The following is a 21,969-nucleotide window of genomic DNA, read 5'->3' as shown; positions in this document are numbered from 1 at the left end:
CTTTCAAATAGAAAGAGTCCTTTTTTTATTTACTAGATGAAGTTTGTTTCAATACAAATTGTTCGATTGCATGAGCAACACCATGTTCATTGTTTGTTAATGTTACAACATCACATAGTTTTTTTACATCTTTTTCAGCGTTACCCATTGCAACTGATAAACCAGCTGCTTCTAACATGGGTACATCGTTAAAATTGTCACCGATAGCAACTGTATCTTCAATTGGTATATTAAAATGGGCTGCCATTTGTTTCAGTCCATTTCCTTTATGTCCATTCTTGTCCATAATTTCTAAATTAGTAGGAGCAGATGCTGTAACCATAATATCAGTATCTTCTTGTAACATACTTAATAGCTGTGCGCGATGCCCTGCGTTAAATGTCAAAATAAAGAATTTAGATATTTCTAATTCTGGATTATTTACAACATCTTCTATTTTTTGGAAATCAGTAATTAAGTTTGATTTCTTTTGTTTTTCTGTAATTCTTTCAAGTTCCTCAAGCGTAACATCTAGTGCATGCTTATTTTCTTCGAACGCTTGCATAACTTGATCTTGCCATGTATATGGAGAATAAACTCCTTTATTTGTATATAGCTTATAAGGAAAGCCTTCAGATTCTAGTAATTTTGCAAGTTTGTACACTTTGTCGTTTTGTATACAACGCGAGTTAATTACTTCTCCATCCACATAAACAATTGCCCCATTGCTTGCTCCAACTGGAAGAGATAGTTTATACTCTTCCAATAATTTCAAAGCATCCTCTTTTGCACGGCCAGAACAAATCATGACAATATGACCAGCCTCTTTTGCAGTTTGGATAGCTTGTAAGTTCTCTTTGGAGATTTCAAGATTAGATGATAGTAGTGTACCATCCATATCTAATGCGATTAATTTCAAAATGACCACCTCTTTGTTCTTATTATACATAGTTATATAAAGGAAACATATAAACTTATCTTGGAAAGATTGTATTTTATCTCTCATGAACTATCAGTAAGAATTTGATAGATTCCACTTTATTAATGAAAGATTTATCTTACTTTGTAACAAAAGTAGAGGTAGGTATAGGGATGTTTCGTTATATGACTGTAATATTACATGAATGTTACAAATATGGATTTAGTAGAAAATGCATTAAATCAAGGTTTTTGAAGGTGTTTATAAAAAAACGTAAAAAAAGTGTAATAAAATTTACGTAATTATATTGCAACGTAACAATAGTTATGTTACATTAATGTTACAAACGTTACGTTATTAAATTTAATGTAACGTCAACATAAAAACTATGAAATAAACATTTCTTAGAAATTACATATAGATAACTTATTAAAAAGGAGGATACATAATATGAAAGAGCAAGTATTACAAGTAACAAAAGGTGACTTCGTAGGATCAGCAAGTGGAGCAGTAGTATTAACAGCGTTAATCGTATTCCTATCAAGCGTATTAGTATAATAGAAGTTTTGTAACAAAGGAAAAAAGAAGGGAGAATGCAAAATGAAAGAGCAAGTATTACAAGTAACAAAAGGTGACTTCGTAGGATCAGCAAGTGGAGCAGTAGTATTAACAGCATTAATCGTATTCTTATCAAGCGTATTAGTATAATAGAGGTTTTGTAAAAAGAAAAAGAGAGGAGAATGCAAAATGAAAGAGCAAGTATTACAAGTAACAAAAGGTGACTTCGTAGGATCAGCAAGTGGAGCGGTAGTATTAACAGCATTAATCGTATTTCTATCAAGTGTATTAGTATAATAGAAGTTTTACATTATACAAAATGAAAGGAGAATGAGGAATATGAACGGTGAGCAAGTGTTACAAGTAACAAAAACAGATTTATTAGGATCATTAAGTGGAGCGGTAGTATTAACATCATTTATTCTATTCCTTGCAAAAGTATTAGTATGAGACATATAAATACAATCATTCAAAAAAAATAAAGACTCTAGCATATTAGTAAGTAATTAATATGTTGGAGTCTTTTTTATTTTTCTTCTATATATCCCTTCAAGTATAAATAGCCCCCTTTATTTTAAAGAGAAAAAAGTCGAATTTTATATGTAAGAAAAAAAGAGGAATTTGACAGAAAAGATAGAAAATTTTAAAGGTCAGAATTTGTTAGCTTGCTAACTAATTTCTATCAATTGATGTTGGAAGCGTTTTCGGTTGGTTTTAAGTATGAACCATTTAATCTATTTACAGGGGGATGAGGATTTTATGAAACAAAAATCTATGGATACGCTAGCTGCACAAATGGAGGACTTTTTTCCAGTACGTGATGTAGATCATTTGGAGTTTTACGTAGGAAATGCAAAGCAATCAAGTTACTATCTTGCGAGAGCATTCGGATTCAAAATTGTGGCTTACTCTGGATTAGAAACTGGTAATCGTGAAAAAGTATCTTATGTTCTTGTGCAAAAAAATATGCGTTTCGTTGTGTCTGGGGCTTTAAGTAGTGACAATCGTATTGCAGAGTTTGTAAAGACTCATGGTGATGGCGTGAAAGATGTGGCATTACTTGTTGACGATGTTGATAAAGCATACTCAGAAGCGGTGAAACGTGGTGCCGTCGCAATTGCTCCGCCTGTAGAGTTAACAGATGAGAACGGTACATTGAAAAAAGCAGTTATTGGTACGTATGGTGATACAATTCATACGCTTGTAGAGCGTAAAAATTATAAAGGGACATTTATGCCAGGATTCCAAAAGGCTGAGTTTGATATTCCATTTGAAGAGTCAGGTTTAATTGCTGTAGACCATGTAGTTGGTAATGTTGAAAAGATGGAAGAGTGGGTTAGTTATTACGAGAACGTTATGGGCTTTAAACAAATGATCCATTTTGATGATGATGATATTAGTACAGAGTATTCAGCATTAATGTCGAAGGTTATGACAAATGGAAGTCGTATTAAGTTCCCTATTAACGAGCCAGCGGATGGAAAGAGAAAATCACAAATTCAAGAATATCTAGAGTTCTATAATGGAGCAGGTGTACAGCATCTTGCTTTACTAACAAATGACATTGTTAAAACAGTAGAAGCGCTACGTGCAAATGGTGTGGAGTTTTTAGATACACCAGATACTTATTATGATGAGTTAACTGCACGAGTTGGAAAAATTGATGAGGAAATTGATAAGTTGAAAGAATTAAAGATTTTAGTAGATCGCGATGATGAAGGATACTTACTACAAATCTTTACGAAACCAATTGTAGATCGTCCAACTTTATTTATTGAAATCATTCAGCGTAAAGGTTCTCGTGGATTTGGAGAAGGAAACTTTAAAGCGTTATTCGAATCAATTGAAAGAGAACAAGAGCGTCGCGGGAATTTATAAAATTTATATCCACCAGCAATCATTCTTTTGCTGGTGGAAATTTCATTTTCATAAGGAGGAATCATGATGAAATTTGTTACATTTCGTCTTCCTTCAAAAGAAATGCGAGCTGGATGGGTTGAAGGTGACAAAGTAATCGATATGAATCTTGCTAGTGGTGGAAAATTACCTTCTTCTATGTTCGCCTTTTTAGAGAAAGCGGATGAGTATGTAGAAGTGTTGCGTAATATTAATAATCCGGAAAAGGGCATATATTCTTTAGAGGAAGTGCAATTAGCAGCAGCGATTCCTAATCCGAGTAGTATTAGGGATTTTTATGCATTTGAACAGCACGTAAAAACGGCACGTAGCCGAAGAGGGTTAGATGTTGTACCTGAATGGTACGATATCCCGGTTTTTTATTTTACGAACCATCGTGCTGTAATTGGTCCAGATGATGTTGTAATTAGTCCGAAGAAATCTAAAAAACTTGATTATGAGTTAGAGATTGCTTGCGTAATTGGGAAAGAAGGAAGAAATATTTCTCGTGAGCAAGCAGAGGAATACATTTTTGGTTATTGTATTATGAATGATTGGAGTGCAAGGGACTTACAAGCAACAGAAATGAAGGTAGGACTTGGTCCAGCGAAAGGAAAAGATTTTGCAACTTCATTAGGAGCGTACCTTGTTACGAAAGAGGAACTAGATATTTATCGTAATGGTGACCGTTATGAGTTAGAGATGACTGCTCATGTAAATGGAAAGCTATTATCAAAAGGGAACTTCCGAGATATTTACTATACATTTGCTGAAATGATTGAACGTGCTTCGGAAGATGTTACGTTATATCCAGGCGATGTGATTGGTTCTGGAACAGTAGGAACAGGTTGTATTTTAGAACTGGGTACAGAAGAGTGGCTGCAAGATGGTGATGTGGTAGAGCTTACGATTACTGGTTTAGGTACATTACGTAATACGGTCAAAAAAGAAAAGGAAGCAGGTGATGAGCATGTTTTATCGTCACATGGGGGAGCTACCTCATAAACGACATGTACAATTCCGTAAAAAAGATGGATCACTTTATCGTGAACAGGTAATGGGAACAAAAGGTTTTTCTGGTACGCAATCTATTTTGTATCATCATTATATGCCAACGGAAGTAGGGCATGCGGCATTATCTCATTCTTGTCAGTTGCAGTATGAAGAAGATGTTGCTCTTTCTCATCGTCACTTTCGCACGAAAGAAAATAAAAAAAGTGGTGATGCAGTAAGCGGAAGAAACTTTATACTTGGGAATGAGGATTTATTAATCGGAGTAGTGAGCCCAACAGAAAAAATGGACTATTTCTACCGTAATGGTGATGGCGATGAAATGTTGTTTGTCCATTACGGAACAGGAAAAATTGAAACGATGTTTGGAACGATTCATTATCGAAAAGGCGATTATGTAACAATTCCAATTGGAACGATTTATCGTGTTATTCCGGATGAAGGAGAGACTAAGTTTCTTGTTGTAGAGGCAAATAGTCAAATTACAACACCGCGTCGCTATCGTAATGAATATGGACAATTGCTAGAGCATAGTCCGTTTTGTGAGAGAGATATTCGTGGTCCTGAAAAATTAGAGACGTATGATGAAAAAGGTGAGTTTGTCGTAATGACAAAGTCGAGGGGATATATGCATAAACATGTTTTAGGACATCATCCGTTAGATGTTGTTGGTTGGGATGGCTATTTATATCCGTGGGTCTTTAATGTAGAGGACTTTGAACCAATTACGGGTCGTATTCATCAGCCACCTCCAGTACATCAAACGTTCGAGGGTCACAATTTCGTTATTTGTTCTTTCGTACCACGTTTATATGACTATCATCCAGAATCTATTCCGGCACCGTATTATCATAGTAACGTGAATAGTGATGAAGTACTGTACTATGTAGAAGGTAACTTTATGAGCCGAAAAGGTGTGGAGGAAGGGTCTATTACACTTCATCCGAGCGGCATTCCTCACGGGCCACATCCTGGGAAAACAGAGGCGAGTATAGGGAAAAAAGAAACGCTTGAATTAGCTGTTATGATAGATACATTCCGTCCGCTTCGTATTGTAAAACAAGCACATGAAACAGAAGATGAAAAATATATGTATAGCTGGATTGAAGAGGGATCATATACTGTGAAATAAGTAAAAAAAGGCATGCTCAATAACAGAGCATGCCTTTTTCATGGAATCGACATGTATAATAATACCAAAAAAAGTTATAGAAAGATATATAGAAAGAATGATAAAAATCGTGCATATTCATAAGAGTTTCTACTTATTTCGACAAAAGTATTGACTAGAAAAAGTACTATGAGTAAAATGAAAAAGCGAATTAAAAATTTTCAGAAAATTTAAAACTTGGAGGAGCATGCTATGAAGCAAATTTTTCAAAAGAAGCCTATTGCAAAGTTAATGCAAGAGAGTAAACAAAAGACGTTAGCAAGAACATTGGGCGCACTAGATTTAACGATGCTTGGAATCGGGGCAATTGTTGGAACGGGTATTTTTGTTCTAACGGGCGTGGTAGCAGCGAAACATTCTGGACCAGCTATTATATTATCATTTGCGATAGCCGCGTTAGCATGTGCCTTTGCTGCATTTTGTTATGCTGAATTTGCTTCTTCAGTTCCTGTCTCAGGCAGTGTGTATACGTACACATATGCGACGATGGGAGAAGTATTCGCATTTTTAATTGGATGGGACTTAATGCTTGAGTATTTACTTGCAACCTCTGCTGTGGCAAATGGTTGGTCCGCGTACTTCCAATCTTTATTAAAGGGATTTGGAATTCATATTCCTACCATTCTTTCCTCAGCCCCTGGTACAGGAAAGGGTGGAATAATTGATTTGCCAGCAGTTCTAATTATTTTAGTGATGACGGTTCTTTTATCTAGAGGTGTTCGTGAAAGTGCACGTGTAAATAATATTATGGTATTTATTAAACTAGCGGTTGTTCTTATTTTTATCTTTGCTGGTTTTAATTATGTGAAACCTGAAAACTGGACGCCTTTTATGCCATTTGGCTTAGATGGTGTAATGGCTGGAGCTGCTACAGTGTTCTTTGCATTTATAGGGTTTGATGCAGTTTCAACGGCAGCAGAAGAAGTGAAACGTCCACAACGTGATTTACCAATTGGTATTATTGCATCTTTATTAATTTGTACGGCTCTTTATATTATCGTTTCGCTTATTTTGACAGGAATTGTTCCATACGGGCAGTTGAATATATCAGATCCAGTCGCTTTTGCACTTCAATTTATTGGACAAGATAGTTTAGCGGGAGTAATTTCAGTAGGCGCAATTACAGGAATCACAACAGTAATGTTAGTTATGATGTATGGGCAAGTACGAGTTTCATATGCAATGAGTAGAGATGGATTGTTGCCGAAACGTCTTGCTAAAGTTCACCCGAAATTTAAAACACCGTTTTTAAATACGTGGACAACGGGAATTATTGCAGCACTTATTTCAGGATTAATAGATTTAAATGTGTTAGCGCATCTTGTAAATATGGGGACATTGTCAGCCTTTGCACTTGTAGCTGTTGCTGTTATTGTAATGAGAAGAACGCATCCTGATTTACCAAGAGCATTTAAGGCGCCGCTTGTACCATTTTTACCAGCGTTAACGGTAATTTTTTGTTTATACTTAATGCTTCAATTATCCGGGACGGCTTGGATTAGTTTTGGTGTATGGATGATTATCGGTATTGCGGTTTACTTCTTATATAGCCGAAAACATAGTGCTTTAAATAATAGTAAAGAAGAAGACGACGCAGCCAATTTGTAAGTAGAAAAATCCATTCTAATTCTGTTAGAATGGATTTTTAATTTTGAAAATTTACATTCTTCTGAACTTGTTATAAGATAATTATTGTTGAACAAAAGGGGTGAAATAATGAAAAATACGTGGCGTGAGTTAAGGGAGATGGACCGTAACGTATGGATTCGGTTTATTGGTGAGACGTTAAATGGAATTGCAATGATGATGTTGATGCCTTTTTTTGCATTATATTTAAAAGATAAGGTAGATTCATTATTACAGGTCGGAGTGATTATGGCACTGTCTCCAATTGCTGCAAGCTTTGGATCAATTATAGGGGGAAGAATTGCTGATATATATGGAAGAAAACCGATTATGATATTTTCGATGGCGAGCAATGCAGTATTCATGCTCGGTTTTTTATTTATAGAAGGATTTATTCCATATGCGATTTTATCTGTTTTTTTAGGATTAAGTAATTCGTTATTTCATCCAGCTGCATCAGCGATGGTTGCGGATGTAACGGCGCCAGAAAAAAGAACAGAAGCATATGGTTTATTGCGAATGGGGCACAATATAGGTGCTGCAATTGGTCCGATAATGGGGGCTTCAGTAGTTATGTTATCGAAGAACCTTGTGTTTATTATTGCCGCATCTACGATGTTATTTTATGCATTGCTTGTATTCGTCCTTATTCAAGAGACAATGCCAAAGAGTACGAATAAAGAAGGTGATACAGAAAAAGAATCAGGAGCAGTGTGGAAAATTGTATTGCGAGATAAGGCACTCATGATTTATTTATTAGCAGGTATCATTATTTCGATGGGATTTTCTCAAACAGAAGGCATGTTGCCACTGCACTTTGACAATGAAATGAAAGGTATTTTTGGAACTAACAATCCATATCCATATTTAATGGCTTTAAATGGACTATTAGTTGTGTTGTTCCAATTTCAAATTTCAAAATGGGTCACAGATAAACCTGTTGGAAAGACGATGTTATATGGTGCATGTTTGTTTGGGATTGGGTTATTTTTTATAGGGTGGTTACCGAAGTGGTTTGGAGGACTTGATACAAATGCTACGATTATTTTAATAACGTTACTGTTTGTATATGCCATATATACGTTAGGTGAGATGATTATGTCGCCTGTACAGATGACGTTTGTAGCGAATTTGGCTCCTGAGCATTTGAGGGGGACTTATATGGGAGCTGCAAGTTTGCAGTGGATTACAGGAAGTGCATTCGGCCCACTTCTTGGAGGTTTTTTATTAGACCGATTACTTGGCCACTTTTTATTTACAATTTTAGCTGTCGGTTGTGTAGTTGCAGGTATTGTATATATTTCTTTAGACCGTCTCGTTGAACAAAGGCAAAAAAGCACACTAACCAAACAATCTTCTTAATAATTAGATGACATACACAAAAAGGGGATTTCTACATATTTTAGGTACATAACTAGGTTGGATTGCAATTTTATCCCACTTTAATGGGCAGTAAGACCCCCCACCTCAAAATTCAGCGAAAGCAAGGAATTTAGGTGGGGGTCGGGCTGCCCATAAAAGTCCGATTGGTTCAACTAATAATCAGTAGGGGATGAAGCCCCCCACTGATTAAAGTTTCACTTTATATATTTATCAAGAAAGTTAAGTGGAAAAAGTATAGAAAACCAATAAGTGGTGTCATTTAATTATTTGTGGAAGTTGCATTTTATTTCAAATAGGAACTACCTATTTTTATAAAAAGTGCTAAAATAGAAAAATGAAAACAATTGGTTAGGGTGATTTCAGTGACAAAAATTAAATTAGGTTTATTATATGGTGGAAAATCAGCTGAGCATCAAGTTTCGCTACAAACGGCTCTTGCTGCTATTAAAGCATTAAATCAAGATAAATTCGAGATTCATCCAATTTATATTACAGAACAAGGTCAATGGGTACGCGGTGAGCGTATTGAAGGTGAAGTAACAGATGTTGAAGTTCTAAAAATGAGCGGTGCAGAAAATGCAATTTCTCCGCTATCATTAAGCACAGAAATCATTCCATCTGCAAATGCTGAGGAAAATGCTATCGACGTTATTTTCCCATTACTACATGGACCAAATGGTGAAGATGGAACGGTACAAGGATTATTAGAATTAATGAATATTCCTTATGTAGGAAATGGTGTTCTAGCATCTGCTGCTGGTATGGATAAAGTTGTTATGAAAAACATTTTCGCAGAAGCTGGATTAAAACAAGCGAAATATGCATCATTCATTCGTAGCGGATGGGAAAAAGATCGTGAAACAGCATATGAAAAAGTAGAAGAAGTATTAGGATACCCTTGCTTCGTAAAACCAGCAAACCTTGGTTCAAGTGTTGGGATTAATAAGTGTAAAAATCGTGAAGAACTTGAGAATGCATTTGAAGAGGCATTCCAATTTGACCGTAAAATTATTGTGGAAGAAAATATCGTTGGACGTGAAGTAGAAGTTGGTGTACTAGGTAATGATGAACCGAAATGTTCAGTTGTAGGTGAAATCGTACCTAAAAAAGACTTCTATGATTATAAGTCGAAATACATCGATGGTGATACAGCGTTAATTATTCCAGCTGAAATGACAGAAGAAGAGTCTAATGTTATTAAGCGAGATGCGATTGTTGCATTCCAATCGTTAGATGGTGCTGGCTTAACGCGAGCTGATTTCTTCTTAACGAAAGATGGAGAAGTATACATTAACGAAGTGAATACGATGCCAGGATTTACGCCGTTTAGTATGTTCCCTCTACTATGGCAACATACTGGATTACCGTATCCGGAATTAATTGAAGAGCTAATTCGTTTAGCAATGGAGCGTCACGAAGAAAAACAAAAAATTAAATATACAATCTAACAAAAAAAGGAGGAGGCACTATTCGAAGGAATAGTGCTTCCTCTATGTAAGGAGTGTTTTTATGATAAATCGAACGTTAAAACAAGTAGAACAAATGACAAATGGTACGGGATTAGCAGAGCAGTATGAGGGAATTACTATACAAGGAGTGTCTATTGATACGAGAAAAATCGAAAAAGGAAACTTATATGTTCCGATTCAAGGTGAACGTTTCGATGGACATGCTTTTGTAGATAAAGCTGTTGAAAATGGAGCTGTGGCGACATTATGGATGAAAGATGTAGCAAATCCACCTGAGAATCTTCCGGTTATTTTTGTAGAAGACACGCTATCAGCATTACAAAAGTTAGCAAAAAACTATCGCGACCAATTGGATGTTAAAGTGATTGGTGTGACAGGTAGTAACGGTAAAACATCTACAAAAGATATTGTAACAAGTCTTCTTGCGACTAAATTCAAAGTTCAAAAAACAGAAGGAAACTTCAATAATCATATCGGGCTACCTCTTACTATTTTAAACTTAGAAGAAAATACAGAAGTAGCTGTATTAGAAATGGGAATGTCAAGCCGTGGGGAAATTGAATTCTTATCTAAGTTAGCTCGTCCAAATGCAGCTATCATTACGAACATTGGTGAAGCGCATTTAATGGACTTAGGCTCTCGCGAGGCAATTGCTGAAGCGAAATTAGAAATTGTGACAGGATTACAAGAAGGTGGAGTGTTCGTATATAACGGAGATGAGCCATTATTAACGAATCGTGTTCCTGAAATGAATTTAATAGCTGAAACAGTTACGTTTGGTGATGCTAGAGCAAATGATTACTATCCAACGACTGTAACGTTACAAGCAACTGGGACACACTTTAAAATGAATAGAGAAGAAAACATTTCATTCTATCTACCGGTATTAGGGAAACACAATGTGTATAATACGCTTGCTTCTATGGCAATTGCGAAACATTTTGGTGTAACGTGGGAAGAGATGAAAGAAGGTTTAGTAACACTTCAAATGACAGGCATGCGTATGGAAATTGTAAAAACAAATAGTGGATTAACAATTATCAACGATGCTTATAATGCAAGTCCAACAGCTATGGAAGCAGCATTCCACCTAATGAATGGTTTAGATGGATTCTCTAAAAAAATTGTTGTTCTCGGCGATATGTTAGAGCTTGGAGATCAAGAAGTACAGTTTCATTATGAGGTAGGTAAATTAATCGATCCAGCAAAAATCTCCTATGTGTTCACATATGGTAAATTAGGAGCTCAAATTGCTGAAGGAGCGAAAATTAATTTCCCTAACGAACGTGTAAAGGCTTATGATAATAAAGAAGAGTTAGTAAAAGAGTTGCAAGCAGTAGTCGATGCAAAAGATGTTGTATTAGTCAAAGCATCTCGCGGTATGAAATTGGAAGAAGTAATTACGATGTTGAAATAATTGGTGTATATAAATAGGGATGATAGCAACGAAAAAAGAAGAAACTTATAATAAGCGCTTACAGTAAATATAAAAAAATAAAAGTGAAGAAAAAAACTCTTAATATGAAAATAAGGTAACAGTTGGGTTTGCTTTTTACACATACAAAACTTATAATTGATAAAGTGTAATAACGTTTAGAAGTATTTTCGTGAAGAATATACGCCCGTTTATATACGTGAGCATTCAGGAAAAGGGCTTTTCCGCAAATTCGGAAAACGCCTTTTTTTAAATGATAAGTATAGGATAGAAAAGGAGAAGTAACATTGACAACATTTCGAGAATTAGGATTAAGTGATTCTTTACTGCAATCTGTTGAAAGTATGGGCTTTGAAGAGGCTACGCCAATTCAAGCTGAAACAATTCCACATGCATTGCAAGGTAAGGATATTATTGGGCAAGCACAAACAGGTACAGGGAAAACAGCAGCATTCGGATTACCACTATTAGATAAAGTGGATACACATAAAGAATCGGTTCAAGGTATTGTTATCGCGCCAACGCGTGAATTAGCAATTCAAGTTGGAGAAGAGTTATACAAAATTGGTAAACATAAACGCGTTCGTATCTTACCAATTTACGGTGGTCAAGATATTAACCGCCAAATTCGTGCTCTAAAAAAACACCCACACATTATTGTTGGTACGCCGGGTCGTATTTTAGATCATATTAACCGTAAAACACTTCGCTTACAAAACGTAGAGACAGTTGTTCTTGACGAAGCGGATGAAATGTTAAACATGGGCTTCATTGAAGATATTGAAGCAATTTTAACAGATGTGCCAGAAACACACCAAACATTACTATTCTCAGCGACAATGCCGGATCCAATCCGTCGTATTGCTGAGCGTTTCATGACTGAGCCTCAACACATTAAAGTAAAAGCAAAAGAAGTAACAATGCCAAACATTCAGCAGTTCTATTTAGAAGTGCAAGAAAAGAAAAAGTTTGATGTATTGACACGCTTATTAGACATTCAATCTCCAGAGCTTGCGATTGTATTCGGTCGTACAAAGCGTCGTGTTGATGAATTATCAGAAGCATTAAATTTACGTGGTTATGCTGCGGAAGGTATCCATGGTGATTTAACTCAGGCGAAACGTATGTCTGTATTACGTAAGTTCAAAGAAGGTTCTATTGAAGTTCTTGTTGCAACAGACGTTGCTGCACGTGGTCTTGATATTTCGGGTGTAACACACGTATACAACTTCGATATTCCACAAGATCCAGAATCATACGTTCACCGTATTGGCCGTACTGGTCGTGCAGGTAAAAAAGGTATTGCAATGCTATTTGTAACACCACGTGAATCTGGACAATTAAAAAATATCGAGCGTACAACAAAACGTAAAATGGACCGCATGGATGCACCAACACTTGACGAGGCACTAGAAGGTCAACAACGTTTAATCGCTGAAAAACTTCAAAACACAATTGAAAATGAAAACTTAGCATACTACAAGCGTATTGCGGAAGAAATGTTAGAAGAGAACGACTCTGTAACAGTAGTAGCTGCTGCTTTAAAAATGATGACAAAAGAGCCAGATACAACTCCAATCGCTTTAACATCAGAACCACCAGTTGTTGCAAGAGGTGGCGGTTCTAAAAAACGCGGCGGTAACGGAGGCGGATACCGTGATGGTAACCGTAATCGTAGTCGTGATGGACGCGGTGGCGATGGTCGTAACCGTGACCGCAATCGCGATGGTCGTAATCGTGACGGTAACCGTGATCGCAATCGTGATGGCGGCAACCGTGGTCGTCGTGGCGAAGGTCAAGGACGCCCAGGATCTTCAAACGGACGCGGCGAAAGAAAACATCATAGCCGTAAGCCACAAGCTTAATAATGAAAAAAGAGAATGCCCTTTGCCGGCATTCTCTTTTTTTATTTTTGTAATTGTACATACTACATAATAACTTATGTAGAAATGAGGTGCCGCATGCTTGTAAGGCTTGGCTATGTCGCGATGAGTGTACATTTGAAAAATGCATCTCCATCTCAAACGATGACGTACGCGCAGTTTCAAAAAATAGATGATCGGGAAGCGGCGATTCGTAAACTTGAAAGAATTGCTAATTCGAATTTGGAAAACTGTTTACGATTATTAAAACATAATAAAGGACATGACATATCGTTCTTTCGACTTAGTTCCAAGCTGATTCCTTTAGCGAATCATGAGGAGTTGTTAGATTGGAATTATATTCGCCCTTTAAAAGAAAATTTAAAAGTGCTAGGTGATTACGCTATTCGAATGAATATGCGTATTGATTTTCATCCAGATCATTTTGTTGTACTTAATTCACCCGAGGAGAATATTTTTAAACAATCTGTAAAGACGTTACAGATGCATAGAAAATTATTAAAAGGTATGGGGATTGAACATAAGCAACGATGTGTAATGCATGTTGGTGGCGGATATAAAGATAAAGAGCTTGCATTAGAGCGTTTTATAGAGAATTGGTCTAATGTCCCAAGAGGTATTCAGGAAATGATTATGTTAGAAAATGATGATACAACTTTTACGCTCGAGGACACATTATATTTAGGAGAAAAATTGGACATTCCCGTTGTATTTGATTTACATCACCATATGATGAATCATGATCGAGAAGATTGGCATGAAGATTGGGCGCGTGTCGTACATACGTGGGAATCGTCTTTGTTACCAGTGAAAATGCACATTTCTAGTCCTAGAGAGGGAAAAGACCCGAGAGCACATGCGGACTTTATTGATGTAGATACTTTTTTATCTTTTTTAAAAAAGATAAAGGGAAGTGTTCCACAAATTGATTGTATGATTGAAGCGAAGATGAAGGATGAGTCTTTATTTCAACTCATGAGGGATTTAAGTGAACAAACAGATGTGGAAATTATTGATGGTGCGAGCTTTTATATTAAATGAGCTCTGCACCATCGAGTTTTTTTATTAATAAAGGGGTGCAAATACCACCAATGATCAATCCTGTTAAATGGCTGATAGGGTTGGCAGAGGGATTGAAGAAAGTGAATAGTAGTAATATACATATCATGATTGAAAAAATAGCGATGTCTCTTGGATTGGAAGAACGATAGCGGCTATACATTAGAAATAACTGTGCACCTAGCAATCCGAAGATACCACCAGATGCCCCGGTATGAATATATTCATGGGGCATAATAAGATAAGAGAAAATATTTCCGAGAATGCCAGAAAGGAAAAAAATAATGATGAAAGAAAAGTGGCCTAGTTGTTTTTCAATAGAAGAGCCAAGGACGAATAAACAAATACTATTAGAAAGAAAATGTGGTAAGTCTACATGTACGAGTAGGGAAGTTATGAGACGCCACCATTCTCCTTTAGCGATATATTCATTAGAAGCTGCCATAGGAAAGAGGAAAAAATCGCCTAATATAATCATGATTAATTGTACGAGAAGTAAAGCGATGACGATTGGTTGTAAGGAAATGCGGGCGGATGGTATTAGCATATTGTGAGTATCACTCCTTTTGCATCAGAAAGATTCTCTGTTATTCTTACAATATGAAAAAAGAAAGCTAAATAGAAGAAGGGGATTTTGAAATGATTGTAGGGATTGGAATCGATATTATTGAATTGAATCGAATTGAAAAAATGATAGATGGAAAGCTTAAATTTATGGAACGTATTTTAACTGAAAGTGAACGTAATGTTGCTAAGGGGCTGAAGGGAAGCCGCCTTACAGAGTTTGTAGCTGGAAGATTTGCAGCGAAAGAGGCGTATTCAAAAGCGGTAGGAACTGGTATTGGGAAAGAAGTGAGTTTTTTAGATGTTGAAGTAAGAAATGATGATAGAGGGAAGCCGATTCTTATTACAAGTACAGAGCATATTGTTCATTTATCAATTAGTCATAGTAAGGAATTTGCTGTTGCTCAAGTTGTTTTAGAAAGCTCGTCACGCTAGTCTGCATATTTTATATCTTTGTCTCATATATTTGTGGTAGCGATAAGGAAGGTACATCTTCCATTCATTTATAGGGGCAAAGGGGCTGAAGTGATGAAAAGGCGTCTGTTTTTAGTTCTTGTCGGTTTATTAACCGTTTTTGTGTTGGCCGGTTGTATGGAAAAGAAACAAGATGATGTTGTGAGAGATTTAGAAGCGAAAGTAAAAGGGTTGAAAAGCTATCAAGCTGAAGCGAAATTATCTATTAAAACAGGGAATGAGCCTCAGGAGTATAAGGTAGAAATATGGCATAAGGAACCTTCTTTTTATCGTGTGAATTTGCAGAATGCGAAAAAAGACCAAAGTCAAATTATTTTAAGGAATGAAGAAGGTGTATTTGTATTAACGCCAGCGCTTAATAAGAGTTTCCGTTTCCAAAGTGATTGGCCGCAAAATAGTAGCCAGGCTTATTTATACGAATCTCTTGTGAGGGATATTTTGCAGGATAAGAAAAACCTTACTTTTGAAAAAACAGATAAGTATTATATCTTTAAAACAAAAACAAACTATCAGCATCAAAACATGTTGCCGAGACAAGAGATTACATTGAAGAAAAGTGATTTAACACCAGTTTCGGTGAAGTTAATGGATAATGATCAAAATGTTCTTGTGAAAGTAGATTTCTCTAAAGTGAAATTTGATGCGAAATTTGATAAAGGTGCATTTGATACGAAACAAAATATGTCTAGAGCGCAAGTAGATGTTCAAACGACAGCGAAAGAAGACAAACCATTTGCTATTTTGTATCCGCGTGATACGCCGCAAGGTATGACTTTAAAAGATGAAAAAGAGTTGAAGACAGACAGTGGCAAGCGTGCGATACTCACATACACTGGAAGTAAGAAATCCTTTACTTTAATACAAGAAAAGGCAAAAGTTGCAGAGGCTTCGTCAGCGATAAGTGTGAGCGGGGAATTGGTTGATCTTGGCTTTACAATTGGAGCATTGACGAAAGACTCTTTAACGTGGTCGCATAACGGAGTAGAATATATGCTCGTGTCTAAAGGTTTAGAGCCGAAGGAGCTGTTAATGGTTGCTCGTTCAGTTACAGAGAAGCAAGTGAAGTAAACTTCTTAGACGTGGTGATATATGTGCACCACGTCTTTTCTTAGTTTGAAGGGTGGATTTCATAAAAGAAGCATATAAAAGAATAAGCTTCGCATATCGTGTATAAGGAAGTGTGTTTATGGAAGAAGCGCCATTTTACCGTGACACTTGGGTGGAAGTGGATTTAGATGCCATTTATAACAACGTTACACATATTAAAGAATTTATCCCGAGTGATGTAGAAATTTTTGCCGTTGTTAAAGGGAATGCATATGGGCACGATTATGTACCGGTGGCTAAAACAGCATTAGAAGCGGGGGCGACAAGGTTAGCAGTTGCGTTCTTAGATGAAGCTTTAGTGCTTCGAAGAGCTGGTATTACTGCGCCGATTTTAGTGTTAGGTCCTTCTCCTCCTCGTGATATAAATGTAGCTGCTGAAAATGATGTAGCATTAACTGTTTTTCAAAAGGAATGGGTAGATGAAGCAATCAAACTTTGGGATGGTTCGTCTACGATGAAATACCATATTAATTTCGATAGTGGTATGGGGAGAATTGGAATACGTGAACGTAAAGAATTAAAAGGATTTTTAAAAAGCTTAGAAGGTGCACCATTCTTAGAATTGGAAGGAGTTTATACGCATTTTGCAACGGCAGATGAGGTGGAGACTTCTTACTTTGATAAGCAATATAACACATTTTTGGAGCAGTTAAGTTGGTTGAAAGAATTCGGAGTGGATCCTAAGTTTGTTCATACAGCTAATAGTGCTGCAACGCTACGTTTTCAAGGGATTACATTTAATGCAGTACGAATTGGTATTGCGATGTATGGGTTATCTCCATCTGTAGAAATACGCCCTTTTTTACCGTTTAAATTAGAACCAGCGCTATCATTGCATACGAAAGTTGCTCATATTAAAGAGGTGATTAAAGGGGATGGAATTAGTTATAACGTCACTTATCGAACGAAGACGGAAGAATGGATTGCGACCGTTGCAATTGGTTATGCAGATGGCTGGCTTAGAAGATTACAAGGATTTGAAGTGCTTGTAAATGGTAAAAGGGTACCGATTGTAGGGCGAGTAACAATGGATCAATTCATGATTCACCTTCCTTGTAAAGTGCCTCTTGGTACGAAAGTTACACTCATTGGAAGGCAAGGAGATGAATATATTAGCGCTACAGAGGTTGCGGAATATTCAGGTACTATTAATTATGAAATTATTACAACGATTAGTTTCCGTGTGCCGAGAATATTTATACGGAACGGTAAAGTTGTGGAAGTAATCAATTATTTGAATGATATATAGAAGGTAGTATGATTTGCTTCTTGTCATGTGAGAGGACTTTTCGTTGGCTAAGAATAAGTTCGTTTTTTGACGAGAAGCTTTTTACTTATCATTACTTTTAACATAATTTAACGTGGAAACTCTTCCGTTTCTTGTTGTAATGAGATAAAAAATAAAAGAATATGAATGTTTTGTTTGTGAATTGGAAAACATAAGCAAGGAATAAGGAAGTCTTTGCAACAGGCTCCATACAATGGTATTATTACAATAGGTGTCATATATATATTTGGGTGTGTAGTTGACGGTGGAGGTGTATTTTTGTGTCCGAATCAAGTGTAACTACTGAAATCGTGGTTCGGTTGCCAAAGCAAATGGTAACGGAATTGGACGGAATTGGAAAACAAGAGAATAAGAATCGCCATGAACTAATTTGCCAGGCAACACAACTGTTATTGCGTCAACATAAGACGAAGAAACGCTACCAACATGAATCAATGCGACGTGGGTACATTGAAATGGGAAAAATTAATCTTGGTATTGCATCTGAAGCTTTCTTAGCAGAGTATGAAGCAGCTCATACAGTAGAACGCTTAGTTAGCGGGGGGTAATATTTTGATTGTAAAACGCGGCGACGTGTATTTTGCAGACCTTTCCCCAGTTGTTGGTTCTGAGCAAGGAGGCGTTCGTCCGGTTCTTGTCATTCAAAATGACATCGGAAATCGTTTTAGTCCAACGGTGATTGTAGCGGCTATTACTGCACAGATTCAAAAAGCGAAATTACCCACTCATGTGGAAATTGATGCGAAAAAGTACGGTTTTGAGAGAGATTCTGTTATTTTACTTGAGCAGATTCGAACAATCGATAAGCAGCGCTTAACGGACAAAATCACTCACTTAGATGAAGTGATGATGATTCGTGTAGATGAAGCGCTACAAATTAGTTTAGGACTAATAGATTTTTAAATCGGCAGTTTAAGTTGCTCTCTTTGAAGGGCAACTTTTTTTATTATAGAGGAGGTTACGGTTGTATATGGAAATGGTAGATAATCGACAAGCGTTAATGAAAATGTTAGTGAAGGAATTAGGCTTTACCGAAAAGCAAGTTCGTCATGTTATTCAATTAACAGAAGAAGGTAACACAGTTCCATTTATTGCTCGTTACCGAAAAGAATGGACAGGCTCTTTAGATGAAGTGCAAATTCGTACAATTTTAGAGAGATGGCAATATATAATGCAGCTTGAAGATAGAAAAGAAGAGGTTCTTCGTCTTATTGATGAGAAGGGGAAACTGACAGGAGAATTACGTCAGCAAATTGTGAAAGCTACAAAGTTGCAAGAAGTAGAAGATTTATATCGTCCATATAAAGAGAAGAGAAGAACGAAAGCAACGATTGCAAAAGAAAAAGGACTAGAGCCATTAGCTGAATGGTTATTGTTATATACAAAAGAAGATCCGAATCAGAAGGCAATGGAGTTTATAAATGCCGAGAAAGAAGTGCAATCTGCAGAAGAGGCATTACAAGGTGCTCAAGACATTATTGCAGAAATCGTTTCAGATGAAGCAGCATATCGTAGTTGGATTCGGAATGTTACTTTTAGAAAAGGTGTTATGTCTTCGGCTGTAAAAGATGAAGAGAAAGATGAAAAAAATATATATGAAATGTATTACGATTATGAAGAACCGTTGCAGAAAGTCGTGCCGCATCGTGTATTAGCGATGAATCGCGGTGAGAAAGAAGATATATTGAGAGTTTCTGTTGTTCCGCCAGTAGATGAGATAGTTACTTTCTTATATAAGAAAGTAATTCGTGATAACGATTCAAAAAGTGCACAGTATGTAAAGTTAGCAATTGAGGATGGTTATAAACGATTAATTCAATCCTCTATTGAAAGGGAGATTCGAAAAGAATTAACAGAAACAGCTGAGGAACAAGCAATACATATTTTTTCTGAGAACTTACGTAATTTGTTATTACAACCTCCAATGAAAGGAAAGGTTGTGTTAGCTGTAGACCCTGCATATAGAACGGGTTGTAAATTAGCTATCGTAGACGATACGGGGAAAGTTCTATATATTGATGTTATTTATCCGCATCCACCAGTGCGTAAATATGAAGATGCAAAAGCGAAAGTTCTTTCTATTATAGATAAATATCAGGTTGAAATGATTGCGATTGGGAATGGTACAGCTTCTAGAGAATCAGAAGAATTTATAGTTGATGTATTACAACATGTGAAACGAGAAGTCTTCTATATTATTGTGAACGAAGCTGGTGCGAGTGTGTATTCGGCTTCTGATTTAGCCCGTGAGGAATTCCCAGATTTACAGGTTGAAGAAAGAAGTGCGGTTTCTATCGGTAGACGTCTGCAAGATCCACTTGCTGAACTTGTAAAGATTGATCCGAAATCAGTTGGGGTTGGACAATATCAACATGATGTGTCTCAAAAAAGATTAAATGAATCATTAACGTTTGTAGTAGAGACAGCAGTTAACCAAGTCGGTGTGAATGTAAATACAGCTTCAGTTGCGTTGTTGCAATATGTTTCGGGTTTATCAAAAACTGTTGCGAAAAATATTGTAGCAAAGCGTGAAGAAGAAGGGAAATTTACAAAACGAACAGACTTAAAGAAAATACCACGTTTAGGTGCGAAGACATATGAACAATGTATAGGTTTCTTACGTATATTAGAAGGGGCAAATCCGTTAGACCGTACAGGTATTCATCCAGAACAATATAAAAATGTTGAATTGTTATTGAAGAGTCTAGGATTATCGAAAGATGACGTAGGGCAACCGCAATTACAAAAGAGTTTAGAAGAAGTGGAGATTTCTAAGTTGTCCCAAGAAACGGGAGTAGGAGAGCCGACATTAGTCGATATTATAGATGCTCTCATTAGTCCAGAGCGAGACATGAGGGATGAGTTGCCTAAACCACTTCTGAAAAAAGGGATTTTGAAATTAGAAGATTTAAAACGTGGTATGGAACTGGAAGGAACAGTTCGTAACGTTGTTGATTTTGGTGCTTTTGTTGATGTAGGTGTGAAACAAGATGGTTTAGTACATATTTCTAAACTAAGCAAACAATACGTGAAGCATCCGTTAGATGTTGTATCTGTCGGACAAATCGTCAAAGTATGGGTAGATGATATTGATACGAAAAAAGGTCGCGTTGCATTATCTATGTTGCCGATTGAATAGTAAGAGAAGAGAGCAGATGAAACTGCTCTTTTTTTATAGGATAAAACGTGTAATGGATTAGGAACTTTGATGTATTTTGCTATAATAAAACCAGCATTCATTTAGTAATTTAATTTGATACCGGTTTTTTTCAAAATATGCGCGTTGCATTTGTTTTTTGAGCCATGTAGGCATAGGAATCCCTCCTTGTTTAATCCTACTCTCATAAATGTAAAGTACTATTGATGAGAGGTTGGTGAGTGGATTTCTATTTTTGCTATGTTTTTAGAAACCACGCTTCTTGAATGAGGATGGGTATATGTACTATTTAATATATGTATAAGAGAGGAGAAAAGTGTAAAAATATTTTTTTGTTTAGGAGGAATGAAAATGGATGAGCAAGAAATACAGCGGCTAGTGGAAAAAGTATCGCTACAATATTTCGGGATGCCGTTTTTACATAAGGCAATGTTTAATAGTAGGTTGCGTACAACTGGTGGACGTTATCTATTGAATACACACAATATTGAACTGAATTATCGATATTACGAAATGTATGGGAAAGAAGAATTAGTTGGGATCGTTAAACATGAACTTTGTCATTATCATTTACATATTACAGGGAGAGGGTATAAGCATCGGGATAAGGATTTTCGAGAATTATTAAAGGCAGTTGATGCACCGCGCTTTTGTAAACAAATGATGAATGGAGAGAAGGAAAAAAAGACTTATATGTATGAATGTATGGAATGTTTGCTTCAATATGTAAGAAGACGTCAAATTAATACAAAAAGATATGTCTGCGGAAAGTGTAAAGGGAAACTAATTCTAATAAAGAAAACATCTTGACAGTGAAACCGCAATCCAGTATATTATAAACATGTCACGTTTGTACAAGATGTTGTGAAAAAACTTCTTGACTTGTGATGAGAATTTTTATAAGATACAAATTGTCTTTATTATTCCGCAGTAGCTCAGTGGTAGAGCTATCGGCTGTTAACCGATCGGTCGTAGGTTCGAGTCCTACCT

23 protein-coding genes are annotated in these 21,969 nt (G+C 36.4%); 20 read left to right on the top strand and 3 right to left on the bottom strand.

All coding sequences use genetic code 11. The features are described 5' to 3' along the window. Window positions 1-25 precede the first annotated feature (25 nt). On the bottom strand, window positions 26-898 hold the full coding sequence (locus tag BAQ46_RS10790) for a Cof-type HAD-IIB family hydrolase (RefSeq protein ID WP_071741911.1): 873 nt from the start codon (window positions 896-898) through the stop codon (window positions 26-28). Between the two features lie 450 nt (window positions 899-1,348). Between BAQ46_RS10790 and BAQ46_RS10780 the strand changes: the two genes are divergently transcribed. From BAQ46_RS10780 to uvsE, 13 genes are all read left to right on the top strand, one after another. Next, on the top strand, window positions 1,349-1,456 hold the full coding sequence (locus BAQ46_RS10780) for a DUF3948 family protein (protein WP_000664237.1): 108 nt from the start codon (window positions 1,349-1,351) through the stop codon (window positions 1,454-1,456). A 42-nt stretch (window positions 1,457-1,498) separates the two neighbouring features. Continuing rightward, on the top strand, window positions 1,499-1,606 hold the full coding sequence (locus tag BAQ46_RS10775) for a DUF3948 family protein (protein WP_000664237.1): 108 nt from the start codon (window positions 1,499-1,501) through the stop codon (window positions 1,604-1,606). Between the two features lie 39 nt (window positions 1,607-1,645). After that, a complete protein-coding gene (locus BAQ46_RS10770) occupies window positions 1,646-1,753 on the top strand; it encodes a DUF3948 family protein (RefSeq protein ID WP_000664237.1) in 108 nt (35 codons plus the stop codon). A 33-nt stretch (window positions 1,754-1,786) separates the two neighbouring features. After that, entirely contained in the window at window positions 1,787-1,906 is a 120-nt protein-coding gene (locus BAQ46_RS10765; protein ID WP_116777228.1) for a DUF3948 family protein, read from the top strand. 309 nt (window positions 1,907-2,215) lie between these two features. Then, the gene (hppD, locus tag BAQ46_RS10760; protein WP_000810913.1) at window positions 2,216-3,334 is read left to right on the top strand and encodes a 4-hydroxyphenylpyruvate dioxygenase; all 1,119 of its coding nucleotides are present in this window, start codon (window positions 2,216-2,218) and stop codon (window positions 3,332-3,334) included. Between the two features lie 66 nt (window positions 3,335-3,400). Beyond that, window positions 3,401-4,357 (top strand): fumarylacetoacetate hydrolase family protein, encoded by a 957-nt coding sequence (locus BAQ46_RS10755; protein WP_071741909.1) that lies wholly within the window; start codon window positions 3,401-3,403, stop codon window positions 4,355-4,357. Beyond that, window positions 4,323-5,495 carry a homogentisate 1,2-dioxygenase gene (locus BAQ46_RS10750; RefSeq protein WP_000499916.1) on the top strand — a complete coding sequence of 391 codons (1,173 nt, stop codon included), beginning with the start codon at window positions 4,323-4,325 and terminating at the stop codon, window positions 5,493-5,495. Before BAQ46_RS10755 ends, BAQ46_RS10750 begins: the two co-directional genes overlap by 35 nt. 231 nt (window positions 5,496-5,726) lie before the next feature. Then, entirely contained in the window at window positions 5,727-7,142 is a 1,416-nt protein-coding gene (gene bcaP, locus BAQ46_RS10745) for a branched-chain amino acid transporter BcaP (RefSeq protein WP_000809368.1), read from the top strand. 108 nt (window positions 7,143-7,250) lie between these two features. Then, entirely contained in the window at window positions 7,251-8,522 is a 1,272-nt protein-coding gene (locus tag BAQ46_RS10740) for an MDR family MFS transporter (protein WP_000799737.1), read from the top strand. Between the two features lie 383 nt (window positions 8,523-8,905). After that, window positions 8,906-9,991, top strand: coding sequence for a D-alanine--D-alanine ligase (locus BAQ46_RS10735; RefSeq protein WP_000161445.1), 1,086 nt, complete (start codon window positions 8,906-8,908; stop codon window positions 9,989-9,991). Between the two features lie 61 nt (window positions 9,992-10,052). Next, window positions 10,053-11,429 carry a UDP-N-acetylmuramoyl-tripeptide--D-alanyl-D-alanine ligase gene (murF, locus tag BAQ46_RS10730; protein ID WP_071741908.1) on the top strand — a complete coding sequence of 459 codons (1,377 nt, stop codon included), beginning with the start codon at window positions 10,053-10,055 and terminating at the stop codon, window positions 11,427-11,429. Between the two features lie 305 nt (window positions 11,430-11,734). Then, window positions 11,735-13,312 carry a degradosome RNA helicase CshA gene (gene cshA / locus BAQ46_RS10725; protein ID WP_000206582.1) on the top strand — a complete coding sequence of 526 codons (1,578 nt, stop codon included), beginning with the start codon at window positions 11,735-11,737 and terminating at the stop codon, window positions 13,310-13,312. Window positions 13,313-13,408: 96 nt separating this feature from the next. Then, window positions 13,409-14,371: a UV DNA damage repair endonuclease UvsE gene (gene uvsE / locus BAQ46_RS10720; RefSeq protein ID WP_000961149.1), complete on the top strand. Its 963-nt coding sequence runs from the start codon at window positions 13,409-13,411 to the stop codon at window positions 14,369-14,371. Here the strand turns inward: uvsE and BAQ46_RS10715 are convergent. Continuing rightward, window positions 14,364-14,936: a rhomboid family intramembrane serine protease gene (locus BAQ46_RS10715; protein WP_000906924.1), complete on the bottom strand. Its 573-nt coding sequence runs from the start codon at window positions 14,934-14,936 to the stop codon at window positions 14,364-14,366. The genes uvsE and BAQ46_RS10715 overlap by 8 nt on opposite strands. A gap of 92 nt (window positions 14,937-15,028) precedes the next feature. On the opposite strand from BAQ46_RS10715, the gene acpS reads away from it, so the two are divergent. The 6 genes from acpS to BAQ46_RS10685 all read left to right on the top strand — a co-directional run bounded on the left by acpS (window position 15,029) and on the right by BAQ46_RS10685 (window position 20,961). Further along, on the top strand, window positions 15,029-15,388 hold the full coding sequence (gene acpS, locus BAQ46_RS10710) for a holo-ACP synthase (protein WP_000635038.1): 360 nt from the start codon (window positions 15,029-15,031) through the stop codon (window positions 15,386-15,388). Between the two features lie 156 nt (window positions 15,389-15,544). Next, a complete protein-coding gene (locus tag BAQ46_RS10705) occupies window positions 15,545-16,495 on the top strand; it encodes a LolA family protein (RefSeq protein WP_025991724.1) in 951 nt (316 codons plus the stop codon). Between the two features lie 118 nt (window positions 16,496-16,613). After that, window positions 16,614-17,783 (top strand): alanine racemase, encoded by a 1,170-nt coding sequence (gene alr, locus BAQ46_RS10700; RefSeq protein ID WP_000390599.1) that lies wholly within the window; start codon window positions 16,614-16,616, stop codon window positions 17,781-17,783. A 299-nt stretch (window positions 17,784-18,082) separates the two neighbouring features. After that, window positions 18,083-18,370 carry an antitoxin EndoAI gene (locus tag BAQ46_RS10695; RefSeq protein ID WP_000004570.1) on the top strand — a complete coding sequence of 96 codons (288 nt, stop codon included), beginning with the start codon at window positions 18,083-18,085 and terminating at the stop codon, window positions 18,368-18,370. A gap of 4 nt (window positions 18,371-18,374) precedes the next feature. After that, window positions 18,375-18,725, top strand: a complete 351-nt coding sequence (gene ndoA, locus BAQ46_RS10690; protein WP_000635963.1) for a type II toxin-antitoxin system endoribonuclease NdoA — start codon at window positions 18,375-18,377, stop codon at window positions 18,723-18,725. 67 nt (window positions 18,726-18,792) lie between these two features. Then, on the top strand, window positions 18,793-20,961 hold the full coding sequence (locus BAQ46_RS10685; RefSeq protein ID WP_071741907.1) for a Tex family protein: 2,169 nt from the start codon (window positions 18,793-18,795) through the stop codon (window positions 20,959-20,961). A 57-nt stretch (window positions 20,962-21,018) separates the two neighbouring features. Here BAQ46_RS10685 and cmpA read toward each other — a convergent pair whose 3' ends face one another. Then, on the bottom strand, window positions 21,019-21,135 hold the full coding sequence (gene cmpA, locus BAQ46_RS10680) for a cortex morphogenetic protein CmpA (RefSeq protein ID WP_001143642.1): 117 nt from the start codon (window positions 21,133-21,135) through the stop codon (window positions 21,019-21,021). Between the two features lie 195 nt (window positions 21,136-21,330). Between cmpA and BAQ46_RS10675 the strand changes: the two genes are divergently transcribed. After that, the gene (locus BAQ46_RS10675) at window positions 21,331-21,789 is read left to right on the top strand and encodes a SprT family protein (RefSeq protein ID WP_000344257.1); all 459 of its coding nucleotides are present in this window, start codon (window positions 21,331-21,333) and stop codon (window positions 21,787-21,789) included. The last annotated feature ends 180 nt before the right edge of the window (window positions 21,790-21,969 follow it).

Origin of the sequence: Bacillus paranthracis (genome assembly GCF_001883995.1) — a bacterium.
GTDB lineage: Bacteria > Bacillota > Bacilli > Bacillales > Bacillaceae_G > Bacillus_A > Bacillus_A paranthracis.
This window is presented reverse-complemented; position numbering and strand designations above follow the sequence as displayed.

Bases quoted from the DNA above. Each gene is read 5' to 3' on its own strand.
- BAQ46_RS10775 (WP_000664237.1), top strand. From the start codon at position 1,499: ATGAAAGAGCAAGTATTACAAGTAACAAAAGGTGACTTCGTAGGATCA.
- BAQ46_RS10755 (WP_071741909.1), top strand. From the start codon at position 3,401: ATGAAATTTGTTACATTTCGTCTTCCTTCAAAAGAAATGCGAGCTGGA.
- alr (WP_000390599.1), top strand. From the start codon at position 16,614: ATGGAAGAAGCGCCATTTTACCGTGACACTTGGGTGGAAGTGGATTTA.
- BAQ46_RS10765 (WP_116777228.1), top strand. From the start codon at position 1,787: ATGAGGAATATGAACGGTGAGCAAGTGTTACAAGTAACAAAAACAGAT.
- cmpA (WP_001143642.1), bottom strand. From the start codon at position 21,135: ATGCCTACATGGCTCAAAAAACAAATGCAACGCGCATATTTTGAAAAA.
- hppD (WP_000810913.1), top strand. From the start codon at position 2,216: ATGAAACAAAAATCTATGGATACGCTAGCTGCACAAATGGAGGACTTT.
- BAQ46_RS10705 (WP_025991724.1), top strand. From the start codon at position 15,545: ATGGAAAAGAAACAAGATGATGTTGTGAGAGATTTAGAAGCGAAAGTA.
- BAQ46_RS10675 (WP_000344257.1), top strand. From the start codon at position 21,331: ATGGATGAGCAAGAAATACAGCGGCTAGTGGAAAAAGTATCGCTACAA.
- acpS (WP_000635038.1), top strand. From the start codon at position 15,029: ATGATTGTAGGGATTGGAATCGATATTATTGAATTGAATCGAATTGAA.
- bcaP (WP_000809368.1), top strand. From the start codon at position 5,727: ATGAAGCAAATTTTTCAAAAGAAGCCTATTGCAAAGTTAATGCAAGAG.
- uvsE (WP_000961149.1), top strand. From the start codon at position 13,409: ATGCTTGTAAGGCTTGGCTATGTCGCGATGAGTGTACATTTGAAAAAT.
- BAQ46_RS10750 (WP_000499916.1), top strand. From the start codon at position 4,323: ATGTTTTATCGTCACATGGGGGAGCTACCTCATAAACGACATGTACAA.
- BAQ46_RS10715 (WP_000906924.1), bottom strand. From the start codon at position 14,936: ATGCTAATACCATCCGCCCGCATTTCCTTACAACCAATCGTCATCGCT.
- BAQ46_RS10740 (WP_000799737.1), top strand. From the start codon at position 7,251: ATGAAAAATACGTGGCGTGAGTTAAGGGAGATGGACCGTAACGTATGG.
- BAQ46_RS10685 (WP_071741907.1), top strand. From the start codon at position 18,793: ATGGAAATGGTAGATAATCGACAAGCGTTAATGAAAATGTTAGTGAAG.
- BAQ46_RS10770 (WP_000664237.1), top strand. From the start codon at position 1,646: ATGAAAGAGCAAGTATTACAAGTAACAAAAGGTGACTTCGTAGGATCA.
- BAQ46_RS10780 (WP_000664237.1), top strand. From the start codon at position 1,349: ATGAAAGAGCAAGTATTACAAGTAACAAAAGGTGACTTCGTAGGATCA.
- murF (WP_071741908.1), top strand. From the start codon at position 10,053: ATGATAAATCGAACGTTAAAACAAGTAGAACAAATGACAAATGGTACG.